A 14,189-nucleotide genomic window follows, 5' to 3' on the forward strand; every position below is an offset into this window, starting at 1 on the left:
CCTCCTCGACTTAGAGTATATACATGTGGTGGATGGCCCGCCAGAGTGGGTCATAAATATTAGCGTATTTTGGCAAAAGCCAGGCCTTCTCCAGCCAGTAATGATAAAGAATTGGCAAGGTGCTGCTGATGACAATGATAAAAAACGGAAATTTCGCCTTGATGCAGGACAGGACCAGCATGAAGCAGACAATGAAGAGCAGGTAGTGGGCCAGAAGCAATAGGCTGCCAGTTAGGGCTGATCCAAAGCGAAAGAGCGGATTTTTGCCAAAGAAATATGGAAATATAGAGAAAAACAGGTAGATTGCCAGATCCAAGGCTAAGAGCTGGGCCAGGCGCTGGTCAAAAAAGTTCATCTTTCCCCGGGGAGCCAGCAGGGGGCGGACCGAACGGAAAGAGAGGATTTGAATTGCCGCCATGACGGTCAAGGCTGGCTGGATGTACAGGCTGATCAAGTTGGCATTCAGGTAGTACATGGGCATTTCACCCTTCCCGCCGTCTAGGGCAAACTGCAGGCCGCACCATAAGCTGACCGCAAAGTCCAAAATGAGCGTCAAGGCGATTAAACGTTGATAACGCGCTTTTAACATAAGCTATCCCCTCTCCACATTCTTCAAGTACCAAAGTCTTAGTAATACAGCCGTCAGCGCGATGTAAAAAACCGCCGTCGTCACGTAATTCAGATAGTAGATTGCGGGGGTGGGCAAACCTGCTATTCCCTTTTCCAATGGATTAGTGATATTGGTAATATCCCAGATATTGGAAATATTGGTCAAAACTCTTCCCACATCTGGAGCAAATTTTTCTTGCAAAATAATCACGAAGCCAATAACCGGCCCCAAAGACAAAGCTATGCTTACTTTGTTGATAAAAAGAGCCACGCTCAAAATAAACAAAGCATAAATTCCCCAACCAATACCGTTTAGGATGATCTTAATTAGCAAGTTCGCCAAGCTGTTCAGCGAAAAGTAGCCATACCCACCTTGCAAAATATCATTGCTAAACGCTGTATAAATGAATGGATGATAAAAAGTGTTGATCATCAGAATTTCAAGCAAACATCCTAGCCAGTACAGGCCAGTTGCTCCCCAAAAAGTATATCCCATGCACTTTTTAAAGAAGCTTTTCCAACCTGTTCGTCCAATCACACTGTACAATTCATGATTGTTTTTGATGTAGATTGCTAAAGCTGAACCTATAATAGGCAAAAGCAAAAAAATCGCAATGGAGCCAATCATAGTTTCATCAGTTCCATAAGGTTGAACTGTGTCGAACAAGTAGTTAAAAGCGTAATTATCAGTTGCTGATACAGGAAGGTTATCATAGATCGCATACTCCACTTGCCCTGCTATGATTAACAGGTACGCAACAATTCCTGTGATGATTAATCTCTTAGTTTTAGTTAACATTTTCCTCGCAAAATATAAAAAGGCGAAAGAGCATCTCCACTCATTCGCCTTTTGCTCACACCAATTAGCTACTTGTAATCTGCACTAAAGTGAAACTTCACTCTTGTTGAATGTGGATCATCCTTTTCTGTTCGAGCATCTCCCCAATACTTACGGTCTCTTAATCCAGTATTGTTAGCTGCATGAACAGTCTTGTTTTTCTTTAAAACGACCGTATTCGATCTTCTTTGAGCCTTATTGTTGATCAACTTCACCTTAATAACTCTGTTTGAGCCAGGAAGTGCGTCACCATTGAATGAAGCATACGATGATTGAGTCTGCTTAACATTAGGATTTCCCCAACTGCTCCATCTCCCATAGGATGACACATCTTCGGCACTAATAGTCCAAGTTCCCGCAGCTTGTACAACAGCCGCACTGGCAAATGGCAGTAGCAACATTCCACATAAAGCAGCTTTGGTTAACACTTTATGTTTCATTTTCTTATCTCCTTTCTATATAGCACAGTTATTATACAAATCAGTGAACAAAAAATATCGTTCACATTTATGATTATATTACACTTCGCCACTCTGTCAATACTTTTCCCTAAAAAACATAAATACTCACTTTTTGACACTTTTTTAGTGTCATAGCCTGCATTTTTTAACCAAATTATTCTTGTTAAAAAACACACTTATCCTCTCTCAACATTCTTCACGTACCAAAGTCTTAATAATACAGCCGTCAACGCGATGTAAAACACCGCCGTCGTCACGTAGTTCAGATAGTAGATTGCGGGGAATTGGTTTTCTCCTACCCATCTTTCCAATGGATTAGTCAGATTGACGATATCCCAGATGTTAGAAATATTACTAAACGTTTCTCCGACATCAATTGACAAATTTTCTTGAAGAAAAATGAGATAGCCGACAACTGGCCCTAAAAACAGGCAAAGACTTGTCTTCTTGATAAATAAAGCCACTGCAAAGATAAAAGCGGCATAAATTCCCCAGCCGATACCGAAGAGCAACACTTTAATTAGCAGGTTGGCCAGGTTATTGAGTGAGAAATACCCGTCTCCTCGCATCAACATTATTTCCGCTCTGGGCATATACACAAATTGGCGGTAAAAAATACTGAATATCGGAGCTTCCAGTAGACAACCTAACCAATATAGGCCAGCCGCACCAATGAACGCCTAACTTAAACTTTTTTGAAAAATTTTTTTCCAGCCAGTTCTACCGATCACACTATAGAGTTCGTGATTATTCTTGATATAGATTGCTAGAGCTGAACCCACAATAGGAAGTAATAAATAAACGGCAATGTTCCCAGCCATCGTTTCTTCGACGCCTTCAGGCTGAACCGAATTAAACATATAATCAAAGCCATAGGAGTTGCTTTTCAAAGTTGGAAGGTTGCCATGTATCGCATATGCTAACTGACCAATAATAATCAACAAGTAGACAGCCACAACTCCTACATATATTTTTTTCGTCCTGGTTAACATTTTTCTCTCCTCCATTGTTTTACACTGCCGCACTCGTGAAAAAATGAGCTTTACACCTTGAATTATAGTCTACTTCAAAGTGTAGTCAATACTTTCCCTTTTAAAATCCGTATTTTTCCATTTTAAGCTGCTTTTTTCGTTTTTATAGCCAGTTCACACATTATAAAAGGGCTATCATCCTCGCCATTTCAAGGCGTTTGCCTTTGAATTCATATATCTATTTCCTTATATCTTTTCTTCTTACATCAGCTTATTTTACCTTCCTCGCCTTCTTGTTTTTCCACGCAAAAAAGCCTGGACTTTCGTCCAGGCTTCTTATTTAACTTTTTAGCTATTCCGTTGATCAGCTTTTCTCTCAAAGAACTTAACGATTTCGACGATCACGATCATCAAAACGCCCATCCCCAGCACAGTCAGCCATTGATCCAGGTGCAATTCTGAAACTGCAAAGACTCTGGTCAAGAATGGCAATTCAACTGCCGCCATAATCAAAGCCGACAGAATAATCGCGCCATTGAACCACTTGTTGGCAAAAGTGCTCTTTTGGAAGATTGACTGCTTCACGTACTTAGAGTTGACCGCGTGGAAGAGCTGGATCAGACCCAAAGTGAGGAAAGCCATGGTCAACGCGTCTTCATGCGGGTTGGTCCCCCGCGGCAAAACGTGCAGACCCAAACCATAAGCGGTCAAGACCAGAACACCTTCCAGGATCCCCTGGTAGATAATCGAGCTGGCCACGCCACCTGAGAAGAAGTTGGAATTCTTCCCCCGCGGCTTCTTGTTCATGATCCCCTTTTCAATCGGTTCAACACCCAAGGCAATAGCCGGCAGGGTGTCAGTTACCAAGTTGATCCACAAAAGCTGCACTGGCTTCAAAACATCCCAGCCCAGCAAAGTCATCAAGAAGACCGTCAATACTTCGCCGACGTTGCAGCTCATCAGGTACAGAATTGCCTTCTGAATGTTGGCGAAGACCTTCCGCCCTTGCTTGACCGCTTCCACGATCGTCGCGAAGTTGTCGTCAGCCAGAACCATGTCGGCCGCGCCTTTGGAGACTTCCGTACCGGTAATCCCCATGCCGACCCCGATGTCGGCCTGCTTCAGACTCGGCGCGTCGTTGACCCCGTCACCGGTCATGGCCACGATCTTGCCATTTGCCTGCCAGGCCTTCACGATTCTAACCTTGTGTTCTGGTGAAACCCGGGCATAAACGCTGTAGTCACCGACATGCTTGGTGAAGTAGTCGTCGCTCAGCTTGTCCAATTGCGCCCCGGTAATCACGGCATCGTCACGGCCCTTTTCAACCAGTCCCAGCCGTTCGGCAATCGCCTGCGCCGTAACTTGGTGGTCACCAGTAATCATGATCGTTCTGATCCCGGCCCGGTGAGCTTCCGCGATCGCGTCCTTGGCTTCCGGCCGCTCTGGGTCGATCATGCCGACCAAACCGGCAAAGATCAGATCTTGTTCAACATTGTCAGTCGTCGGATCAGCGTATGGCTCAGCAACAACCTTGTAAGCCATGGCCAGAACCCGGAGGGCCTGCTTGGCCATTTCGTTGTTGCTTGCTAAGATAGCCTGCTTTTGTTCAGCGCTGATTTCGCTCAGCTCGCCGTTGATGTTGACATACTTGACTCTTTCCAAAAGCATGTCCGGCGCGCCCTTGACGGCAACCATGAACTGGCCGTCATACTTGTTGACCGTACTCATCAGCTTCCGGTCAGAGTCAAATGGCACTTCCGCTACCCGCGGGTGTTCTGCCAAAAAGTCGCTCACTGGCAGGTCCTTGTGGAAGCCATATTGCACCAAGGCAGTTTCAGTCGGGTCACCCAAGAGCTCCCCGCCGTCCTGAATCTTGGTGTCGTTGGCCAAAAGCATGGTGATCATGGCCTGGTTGGTCAAGTCGATGTCGTCGCTGGCATCATGCAGGATCCCGTCGTAGTAGACCTTTTCCACCGTCATCCGGTTCTGGGTCAAGGTACCAGTCTTGTCAGAAGCAATGATATCCGTTGCCCCCAGGGTTTCAACGGCTGGCAGCTTTCTGACGATGGCCTTGTGATCAGCCATGGTCTGGGTACCCAGAGCCAAAATGATCGTCACAATCGCCGGCAGCCCTTCCGGAATAGCGGCAACCGCCAGGGAAACCGCCGTCAAGAACATATCGATCAGCAAAGCATTCATCGGTTCATGCTGCGGGTTCCGGATAACCCCGATAATGAAGACAACCACACAGATGGCCAGGATCATGTAGGTCAAGGTCTTGCCCAGCTGGTTCAAGTTCTGCTTAAGAGGAGTGTCAGTTTCATCAGCTTCGTTCAGCATCTTGGCGATGTTGCCGACTTCCGTGTTCATCCCCGTAGCGACAACTACACCTTCCCCGCGCCCGTAGGTCACGTTGGTGCTGGAGTAAGCCATGTTGATCCGGTCACCCAGGGCAATGTCCTCCCCTTGCAGGGTTTCATTACTCTTTTCCACCGGAACTGATTCCCCGGTCAAGGCAGCTTCTTCAATCTTCAAGCTTTCCGCTACCAAAAGACGCAGGTCGGCCGGGACCACGTCGCCGGCTTCCAGCAAGACCACGTCACCGGGCACGATTTCCGTTGACGGAACTTCAACTACCGCTCCGTCCCGGCGCACCTTGGCGCTCGGTGTGGACATGTCCTTCAAGGCTTCAATCGCTGCTTCTGAGCGAGCTTCCTGGATCACGCCCAAGATCGCGTTCAAAAGCACGACTACCAAAATAATCCCCGCGTCAGTCCATTCCTGGGCAACTACCCCGGACAAGACAGCGGCAACCAGCAGGACGATGATCATCAAGTCCTTGAACTGGTCCATGAAGCGGGCAAACATTGAACGTTTCTTCTTGCCGGCCAAAGCGTTCGGGCCGTATTGGTCCAGCCGCTTCTTGGCTTCAGCCGAACTGATCCCGTGGTTGGCGTCCGAGTCAAACTCGGCTAAAGTGCCTGGGATGTCCTGGCTGTAATACTTCTTAGCCACAGTATTTTCCTCCTTCAAAAAAGAAAAGAGACTTACGTGCCCCTTTACAAAAGCACATAAGTCTCACTAATTAAGACAAGCCCAGGAAACCAACGCGGCTCCCGGCTGTTGGGCTTGTCGCAAGCTATGCTTGCCGTTACTCCCTTATGACATGATTAATATAGCAAAAATTGGCGCTTGAAACAAGTAATTTACCAAATTCGCCGCTATTTTTTGTAATAATCGTCAAAAATCGTGACCGGCAAATGGCGCTTGTGCTCGCTCTTAGTCCACAATTCTTCGATTCTTTCAGCTGCCTTGTCGCTGACTTCCCGGCCTTCCAGGTAGTCATCGATTTCATCATAGGTCACGCCCAAGGCAACTTCATCTGGCAAGGATGGCTTTTCTTCTTCCAGGTCGGCCGTTGGGGCCTTCAAGTAAAGGTGTTCCGGGCAGCCCAAGGCAGCCAGAAGCTGCTTGCCCTGCCGCTTGTCCAAACGGAAGAGCGGAGTAAGGTCTGCCGCGCCGTCACCGTACTTGGTGTAGAAACCAGAGAAGTTTTCGGCCGCGTGGTCAGTACCCACAACCGCGCCCTGGTTGGCCCCGGCAATGGCATACTGCATGACCATTCTTTGCCGGGCCTTGATGTTGCCCTTGTTAAAGTCGGTCATTTCCACGCCCGTTTCCTTCAAAGTTGCCACCATGGCATCAGTGGCTGGCTTGATGTTTTCGATCAAGTCCACGTCCGGCTTGATGAAGGCTACCGCATCAGCGGCATCAGCGGCATCAGCCTGGACGCCGTATGGCAGGCGGACGGCGATGAACTTGTAGCTGTCATCGCCGGTTTCTTCCCGCATTTCGGAAATTGCCATCTGGGTCAGCTTCCCAGTCAAGGTTGAGTCCTGGCCACCGGAAATACCCAAAACATATGACTTCAAGAAGGGGTTAGCCTTCAAGTAACCCTTTAAGAAGTCAACCGTCTTGCGGATTTCTTCCTGGGGATCGATTTCCGGCAAAACGTGTTCATATTCGACAATTTTCTTTTGCAACTCTCTCATTTGCTGCCTCGCAATCTTCTACTTTGTGTTTTCTACCTTTTAATTATACTCAAAAAATGCAGTCCTTGTTTTCAGAAATGTATTTTCACGAGATTCTTTAAAAAATTAGCGTCTGAAGAGCTGATAGTAAATTTTCGCAGCTTTTTGACTACGGATATGTAATTTCAAAAAGGTAACCAGGTCGTGCTTCCAGGAATTTTTTCCTTCCAGCCAGGTCCCGGTAAAAAGGTGAATGGACCGGGACTGAGGCGAAGGATTGCAAAGGATCCCGTCCGGGTAAACATGGATTCCTTCCTTTAATACTTGCTCTTGGTTGCCGGTCTTAAGGCCGTACTTTTCTTTGAGAATTTCCGTGACTGACAGGGAGTTGACCCCGGCCAGCTGGTCATTTTGGTCAAAGGCAAAATCCAGGTCATCATAATAGTGCAGGATGTCAGCCATAAAAGGATGACCCTTCTCCGCCGCGATAATGGCGGCTGACAGGTAGTCATTGTTTTCAAAACCGATAAAAGCCCGGTCATTTAGCAAGTCGTCAAAATCTTTTAAGACCATGACGTCGGTGTCCAGGTAGATCCCGCCCATTTCATAGAGGGCCTTGGCCCGGACATAGTCAGAAACAAAGGCCCACTTCTTGGCCTGGTAGGCCTGCTTAACGTAGCGGTTGGCATCAAGGTCCAGCTTATCTTCGTTCCATTCGATGATTTCGTAGTCCGGCAGGCGCTTTCGCCAAGAGGCCAGACAGGTCTGGATGGTCTTGGACTTGGGATTGCCGCCGACCCAGACATAGTGGATAATTTTGGGAATCATTCTTTTTCTCCTTGCAGGCAGGCCTGGTAGCCGGCCAGAACGTCAGCCAGTTGCCGGTCTAGGGAAAAATGCTGGCTGGCATAGGCTTTTTCCGCTTGAGCAATTGCTGCCAGTTCTTCTTTTGGCAAAGCCGCGATTGCTTTTAACTGATCGGCCATGGCTTTTTCTTCTTTGACCGGCACGACCCAGCCTTTTCCTTCTGGAATCAGTTCCCTGGCCCCGCCCACGTCAGTGGATAAAAGCGAGACCAGGTTGTCGGCTGCTTCCAGCAAGACCAGGGGGAAGCTTTCTGAGTAAGAAGACAAGACGGCCAGGTCCATCTTCCGGTAGAGCTGCCTTAATTCTTCCTGGGTCAAAAAGCCGGTAAAGGTTACTTGGTCTGTTAAGGCCAAGTCCTGGCAGAGTTTTTTCAAATCTGCTTCCTGGCTGCCGCTGCCGGCAATATAGAGGTGAGCTTGCGGCAAATCGGCTGCTTTAAAAGCCTTGAGCAAGAGATCTTGCCCCTTGACCTTTTCCAGGCGGCCAACATTGATGATGTTGAAGCCGGCATGGTCTTCCTTGGCCAGTACATTTTTATTGTCCCTAAAATTGATTCCATTGTAGATGACGTGAATCCGGCTTGGCTTTACTCCGTAATTCAGCAGGATTTTTTCAAAACGGGGAGTAATGGCGAAGACCCCATCAGCCTGCTTGATCGCCCGCAGGTTCAGCTTGGTAAAAATTTTCCCCGCGATTCCCCGCCCTTCAAAATCGATCGCGGGATCTGAGTGAACGGTGATCAGCCAGGGACAAGGCAAGGAAGACTTGATCAAGCTGACAAAAAGGTTGGCCCGGGCTCCGTGACTGTGGACCAGGTCGTAATGTCCATCCTTGATTGTCTTTTTCAGCCGCTTGAGCAGGGCCAGGTCGTAGCGGCTGGATCCACCTAAAACGATGGTCTTGATTCCTTTTTCCCGGGCAGCCTGGGCAACCGGTCCTTCAGCGAAGGTCAGAAGGTCAAAATCCTGCCCGGCTCTTTTGGCCTGGGAGAGCAGGTTCACGATATGAGTCAGCCCGCCCCCGCTTTCCAGGCCGGCGTTGATGTGCAGTACTTTCATTATTGCTTGTCCTGCTTCTTGCTCTTTTTAACTTCCACGACGAATTTTGGCAAAACCATCATTCGGCCGATCCGGCTTGGTTCCTTCAAGAGGCGGTAGAACCATTCCAAGTGGGCATCCTGGAAGACCTTGGGTGCCCGCTTGACGGCACCGGCGAAGACGTCAAAGCTGCCGCCCACCCCCATCATGCTGGCTGGCAAGTTTTGCTGGCGCAAGATGGCCAGAAGCTTCTCCTGCTTGGGAAAGCCCAGGGCCGCGAAGACCAGGTCGGGCCTGGTTTGGGCGATCCGGCTGGCAATTTCCGGCAGGGCGTCTTTGGAGTAACCATCTTCAGCGCCAACTAAGTCGATATTCGGGTAATCCTTGGCGATTTTTTCCTTAACGGCGGCGATCACGGCTGGCTTGGCCCCAATCAGGTAGACCCGCAAGTGGTCTTCATTGGCAATTTGCAGATACCAGCAAAAGAGGTCGTAGCCGGTTACTCTCTCTGGCAATTTCAGCCCCAGCATCTTGGCCCCTTTGATGATGCCGATCCCGTCAGCCGTCACGTAGTCAGCTACATTGTTGATGATTTCCCTGTATTCCGGGTCTTCTTTAGCGGCCATGACGATTTCCGGGTTGGCCGTGACCACCAGGGTGGATTCTTTTTTCCGCAAGCGGTCCAAAAAACGGGCTTCAAATTCCGCCAAGCTGTACTTGTCGAAGCCAACGCCCAAAATGTTGATTTTTACCATGCTCACACGCTTTCTTTGTTTATTTTTGCTAATTTCTTCCTTATTAATAGCTATTTTTTCAAGCGCTTTTTGACAATCGTAACCAAGTCTTCGTTCAAGTCAAACTTCAAGAGCCAGAGGATGACCAGGTAAAGGGCCATAATGGCCAGGGACTTGACCGTCATGTTGATAAAAGCACTTGGAATCTGCCAAGGCCACAGCATCCCTGCCGCCAGGCTGATCCCCATGGCCAAGAAGCACTTGGGCACATCACTGAAAGTTTCCTTGAAGTCATAGCCGTCCCGCACGATCCAGCAACGAAGAAAGAGAACGACTGCTTCGGTCAAGAGGATCGCCACCATGGCGCCCGCTGCCCCGAAAGGCCGGTCCAAAAAGTAGCTGAAGACCAGCTCCAGGACCGCCCCGATCGTAACCGGAATGGCATAGTCCTTGTCCCGCTTGTTGGCCAGGGCAAACTGGTTGGCGAAGACCCCGCCCATGGGGATCAAAATGATGGTCAAGGTAAAGAAGAACATCAAGGGAGTCATCGGGATATATTTTTTCCCGAAGAAAAAGGGCACGAATTCCTTGGTATTGGCCATAACCACCACGGCAAACATGGTTCCCAGCATAGTCGTGGCTTCTAGGGACTTCTTCAAGACCTTCTTCTGGGTTTCCTTCCCCTGGACCGCCATCTGCGGCATTATTACCAGGGAAATACTGGTGATGACCCCCAGGATCATGTTGGAAATCCGCTGGGAGTTGTCATAGTAAGAGACCTGGGCCGTATTTTGGAAGAGGCCCAAAAGGGGCTTGTCCAAGGAAGTGTAAATTTGGGTCGCGATCTGGGGAATCATCAAGGTCATGATGGCCCGGCGGGTTTCCGCGAAATGGTAAAAGTGCTTGACTGGCCGGCCGACATACTTGCCGATGCTGAACCAGAAGACAAAAGAACCCAGCATGGTGGAAATGGACATGATCAAGAAATACTTCCACAAGTCAGCCGGACTTTTGATCAAAAGCAAGATAAAGACCACGCTGACAATCTTGACGATAGTGTTTCTAAGAACCACCCGGCCAAAATCCGCCAGGCCCTGGAAGAACCAGGAGATGTCAAACTGAGCTGAAATTAAGTACGGCAGCATCAGCAAGAAGTAGTTCCAGTAGCGGACCTTGAGGACCAGACAGGTCAAGACTGTTAAAACGATGGTGACTGCCCCGCCGATAAACTGGAAGTACCACAGGCCCCAGAAGGCTTGAGTCAGTTCCCCGCTCTTGCTCTTGGCCCGGGCTTTAGAGATGCTTCTGACCCCGATATTGGATAAAGACAGGACGCAGAAAATCATCAGAAACTGGACCGTGTTGTTGACGCTGGAATAGATCCCGTAGGTCGTCGGGCCCAGGACTCTGGACAGGTAAGGAACCGTGATCAAGGGCACCAGGACCAGGAAGACCTGGTAGACCGCGTTATAGAAGATGTTCAGAAAAGTTTTTTTCAAGGATCAGACCCCGCTTAAATAATCAAAAATCGTCTGGCAGGCCTGGCCGTGGTCGGCCTGGTCGCTCAGCTCCAGCCACTTTTTCCGTTCAAGACCATACTTGTCGCCTTCCCCCAGCTGCTTGACCAGGTCAGCCTGGCTGGCTACGCAGGGACCAGGGACGATTTTTTCATAAGGCCCCAGCAAAAAGCCCCGGGTCTTTTCGTACTGGGCCAGGTAGTTGGTGATGAAAATCAGCGGCTTGTCCAAGTGGAGGTAGTCAAAGTAGATCGAGGAGAAGTCGGTCATTAAGAAGTCGGTTGCCCCCAGGATTTCGTAGAGATCCAATTTTTTGGCCAGAAGATCAGAATTGTTCAAAAAAGCCACGTGCTTGGCTTCTAAGTGAAAGTCGCTAAAGAGCTTCATTTCCCAAGGGTGGAGCTTGACCAGGAGGTACTGCTTTCTAGCAGCCAGGGCCTGGTCTAAAGCGGCCAGGTCAAAGTCGCTGAAGGCAAAAAAGTTCCCTGCCTTAATCCGCTTCATCACTTCCGGGTCTTCTAATTCATAGCGGAAGGTTGGCACATAGATCCCCACTTGAGCCTCCGGGTCCTGGCAGGAGAAAAAGTCAGCCAGGAGCTGGTCCTTTTTATAAGGGGACTTGAGCAGGGAATCGATTCTGGGGAAACCCAGCTGGACATAACGGGGACCTTCAATCCCCATGCAGGCGCTCATCAGACTTTCGTAGAGCTCAGAACTGGAGGTGACCAGGTCGGCCGTCTTGTGCCAGAGCTTTTCGTTTCTCTGGTTGTCCCGGCGCTGGGTATTGTTGGCCATGGTCCCCATCCGCTTTAGAGGAATCCCGTGCCAGAGAGCCAGGTTGACCTGGCTTTTCCGGACCTTGAAGGGCTGGTGGGTGGTCAAGACGTACTTGGCCCGGCCGATTTTTTGCCAGTCCGACCAAGGCAGGTGCGAAGACGGCCAGGGTTCGATCAAGTAGGCCGTGACTTCCGGGTGCTCGCGGCGCAGGTACTTATAAAAGAGGTAGCCATTTGATCCCGACCGGCCGGCCCCATTCAAGATCACGTATGTGTTGGGATCTTCTTTTTGCCAGCGGGCCAAAAATTTCATGACTGCCAGATACAGGCGGAATAGTATGCTTTTCATAGTGCCTCGTTAATCATTAGCTAATAGTGTCAAGTCCATTTTAGCAAATTCGCCCCCTGCCGCCAAAAGCAAGTTCCATCTTTTGCCCTTTTTTAAAGGAAGGAAAAAGAGGCAGGTTTGATTCCTGCCTCTTTGTCATTCGCTTATTTATAGCTGGCTATTTGCTGAAAGTAAATTCGAAGCGCTCACCCACGTATGAAGCCCGCGTGTATTCAAAAGGCCGGCCATCGACCAGCTTGGTGACCTGCCGGCGGGTGATCAAGGCCTCGCCCCGGCGGCAGTTGAGCAGGCGGGCCTCCTGCTCATTGGCAACAGCGGCTGAGATGTACTCAGTTGCATCCCCGATCTGGTAGCCCCCCTGCTTTTCCAAGGTCTGGTAAAGGTGGCTTGACACGTCATCCTTGGCAAAAGGCGCGATCAGGTCTTCCGGCACCGTCACGATTTCATGGCAGATCGGCACCTGGTCGGCATAGCGAATCCGCTCCATGCGCAGGACCTTGTCGCTGCCTTCCAGAGCCAGGCGTTCTTTTTCCGACAGGGAAGGCTGGGTGATCTTGTAAGAAACCAGCTTGCTGGACGGAGTCTGCCCGTTGGCCCGGGTAATTTCGGTAAAGGACATGATCCCGGACATTTTTTCCTGAACCTTCTGACTGGCCACATAGGTCCCGCTGCCCAGCCGCCTTTCCAGAATCCCCTCTTCTTCCAGGGTTTTGATGGCCTGGCGCAGGGTCATCCGCGACACCTTGAACTGCTCAGCCAGCTGTCGTTCAGCTGGAATCCGGTCCCCCACCTGGTAGACATGGTTTTCAATATCCCGGCGCAGCTGATTGTGAATTTTGATGTACATTGGTTCTTGCATCGTTTTCCCCCCCACAGAATCATCCAGCTTAGATCTTAATTAAATTTTATAGCAAAAGGCGGTCTTTAGACAAGTTTACATTTAATTCCTGTCAATTTTACCTTGCCCTGGCCAGTCTGCTTGACCAGCAGCTGTTCCTGGTCGCTCTCCAAAACATTGCCCAAGATCCCGGCTTTGTCGGCTAACCGCAAGTGGCTGCCTGCCACGTTTAAGAGGGCATCCTGCAGGCGAACCTGGCTCGCGCCGCTTAAACTAAGCCAAGTGCCTTCGCTGCAGGAAAAGTGTGGCCGGCAAAAAACAGCCTTGCCCTGGCCTTCAATTTCTCCTGCCACCAAGTGACAGTTGGTTAAGTTGCTGCTCCCGCTGACCTGCTTAAATTGCTTAAAAGTGCAGTTTTGGAAAGCGGCGGAATTGGCTTTTTCCAAAAGAGCCGTCCCCTGCAAGTCACAGTTCAAAAGGTCAGCCTGGCCATTTTTCAGAGTTAAAGACATGGTAGATTCGGTGAAGTAAAGACCGTTGTTTTTTCCCAGGCTGGTCACCTGGTCAAAAGCCGTCTGGTCAAAATGGCCTTCATAAGCCGAATTTTCCTCCAGGACAAATTCTCCCTTGATTTGAGACTGGCTGATGACCAAGGGACCAAAGCCATCGCCGGTAAAAGCAGCCGGAGCTGCCTTGATTTCACTTCCCGAAATCTGGACATGCTGCTCTTCTCCGCCAACCAGGCGGATTTTTCCCCTAACTTGACAGGAGTAAAGTTCCAACCAAACCGGACCCAGAGTCATGAGGGCCGTGCTCCCTTCTCCTTCTGGCGCTTCCAGCCGGCAGCCGCGCAGGGTCAAGTAAGGAGCATTTTCGCCTACATAAACTCTAACCAGGGCCCCGGCAATTGCCTTGGTCTTGACGGCCAGGTTTTCCAGGGTCAAATAGCGGCCAGACAGGACGACTTGACCAACCAGGACCGTCATATCTGGCGCTGTCCCCGTCCCCTTGATCACGATGTTGTTCAGCTTTTGCCCAAAAGGAATTTCATAAAAGCCGGGAGCCAGCATGAGCACGTCATCGTCTTCCAGCTGGTCTAAAGCCTGCTCCCAGGACAAGTCCCGGGGGTCCTGGCTTACTTTGATTAAGCGCATGGTGGCT

General features: G+C 49.7%; 14 protein-coding genes. All 14 read right to left on the reverse strand.

Features of this window, described 5'->3' with window-relative positions; all coding sequences use genetic code 11:
- Nucleotides 1-10: 10 nt before the first annotated feature.
- Nucleotides 11-481: a hypothetical protein gene (locus ACYVUV_RS08615; RefSeq protein ID WP_439776354.1), complete on the reverse strand. Its 471-nt coding sequence runs from the start codon at nt 479-481 to the stop codon at nt 11-13.
- A gap of 111 nt (nt 482-592) precedes the next feature.
- Nucleotides 593-1,408 (reverse strand): hypothetical protein, encoded by an 816-nt coding sequence (locus tag ACYVUV_RS08620; protein ID WP_439776339.1) that lies wholly within the window; start codon nt 1,406-1,408, stop codon nt 593-595.
- A 68-nt stretch (nt 1,409-1,476) separates the two neighbouring features.
- Complete coding sequence (locus tag ACYVUV_RS08625; RefSeq protein WP_439776340.1) at nt 1,477-1,887, reverse strand: choline-binding protein; 411 nt, start codon at nt 1,885-1,887, stop codon at nt 1,477-1,479.
- A 197-nt stretch (nt 1,888-2,084) separates the two neighbouring features.
- Nucleotides 2,085-2,483, reverse strand: coding sequence for a hypothetical protein (locus ACYVUV_RS08630; protein WP_484499262.1), 399 nt, complete (start codon nt 2,481-2,483; stop codon nt 2,085-2,087).
- A 105-nt stretch (nt 2,484-2,588) separates the two neighbouring features.
- On the reverse strand, nt 2,589-2,900 hold the full coding sequence (locus ACYVUV_RS08635; protein ID WP_439776342.1) for a hypothetical protein: 312 nt from the start codon (nt 2,898-2,900) through the stop codon (nt 2,589-2,591).
- 327 nt (nt 2,901-3,227) lie between these two features.
- Nucleotides 3,228-5,912 (reverse strand): calcium-translocating P-type ATPase, PMCA-type, encoded by a 2,685-nt coding sequence (locus ACYVUV_RS08640; protein WP_439776343.1) that lies wholly within the window; start codon nt 5,910-5,912, stop codon nt 3,228-3,230.
- Nucleotides 5,913-6,100: 188 nt separating this feature from the next.
- Entirely contained in the window at nt 6,101-6,931 is an 831-nt protein-coding gene (gene nadE, locus ACYVUV_RS08645) for an ammonia-dependent NAD(+) synthetase (RefSeq protein ID WP_439776344.1), read from the reverse strand.
- Between the two features lie 105 nt (nt 6,932-7,036).
- Complete coding sequence (locus ACYVUV_RS08650) at nt 7,037-7,738, reverse strand: glycosyltransferase family 32 protein (RefSeq protein ID WP_439776345.1); 702 nt, start codon at nt 7,736-7,738, stop codon at nt 7,037-7,039.
- Nucleotides 7,735-8,835, reverse strand: coding sequence for a glycosyltransferase (locus ACYVUV_RS08655; RefSeq protein ID WP_439776346.1), 1,101 nt, complete (start codon nt 8,833-8,835; stop codon nt 7,735-7,737). The genes ACYVUV_RS08650 and ACYVUV_RS08655 overlap by 4 nt, the downstream gene beginning before the upstream one ends.
- On the reverse strand, nt 8,835-9,569 hold the full coding sequence (locus tag ACYVUV_RS08660) for a WecB/TagA/CpsF family glycosyltransferase (RefSeq protein WP_439776347.1): 735 nt from the start codon (nt 9,567-9,569) through the stop codon (nt 8,835-8,837). Before ACYVUV_RS08660 ends, ACYVUV_RS08655 begins: the two co-directional genes overlap by 1 nt.
- Nucleotides 9,570-9,619: 50 nt before the next feature.
- Nucleotides 9,620-11,047 carry an oligosaccharide flippase family protein gene (locus ACYVUV_RS08665; protein WP_439776348.1) on the reverse strand — a complete coding sequence of 476 codons (1,428 nt, stop codon included), beginning with the start codon at nt 11,045-11,047 and terminating at the stop codon, nt 9,620-9,622.
- A 3-nt stretch (nt 11,048-11,050) separates the two neighbouring features.
- Nucleotides 11,051-12,190 carry a CDP-glycerol glycerophosphotransferase family protein gene (locus tag ACYVUV_RS08670; protein WP_439776349.1) on the reverse strand — a complete coding sequence of 380 codons (1,140 nt, stop codon included), beginning with the start codon at nt 12,188-12,190 and terminating at the stop codon, nt 11,051-11,053.
- A gap of 157 nt (nt 12,191-12,347) precedes the next feature.
- Nucleotides 12,348-13,049: a GntR family transcriptional regulator gene (locus ACYVUV_RS08675; RefSeq protein ID WP_439776350.1), complete on the reverse strand. Its 702-nt coding sequence runs from the start codon at nt 13,047-13,049 to the stop codon at nt 12,348-12,350.
- Nucleotides 13,050-13,114: 65 nt separating this feature from the next.
- Nucleotides 13,115-14,182 carry a hypothetical protein gene (locus ACYVUV_RS08680; RefSeq protein ID WP_439776351.1) on the reverse strand — a complete coding sequence of 356 codons (1,068 nt, stop codon included), beginning with the start codon at nt 14,180-14,182 and terminating at the stop codon, nt 13,115-13,117.
- Nucleotides 14,183-14,189 lie beyond the last annotated feature (7 nt).

The organism is Lactobacillus sp. WILCCON 0149 (genome assembly GCF_057197965.1).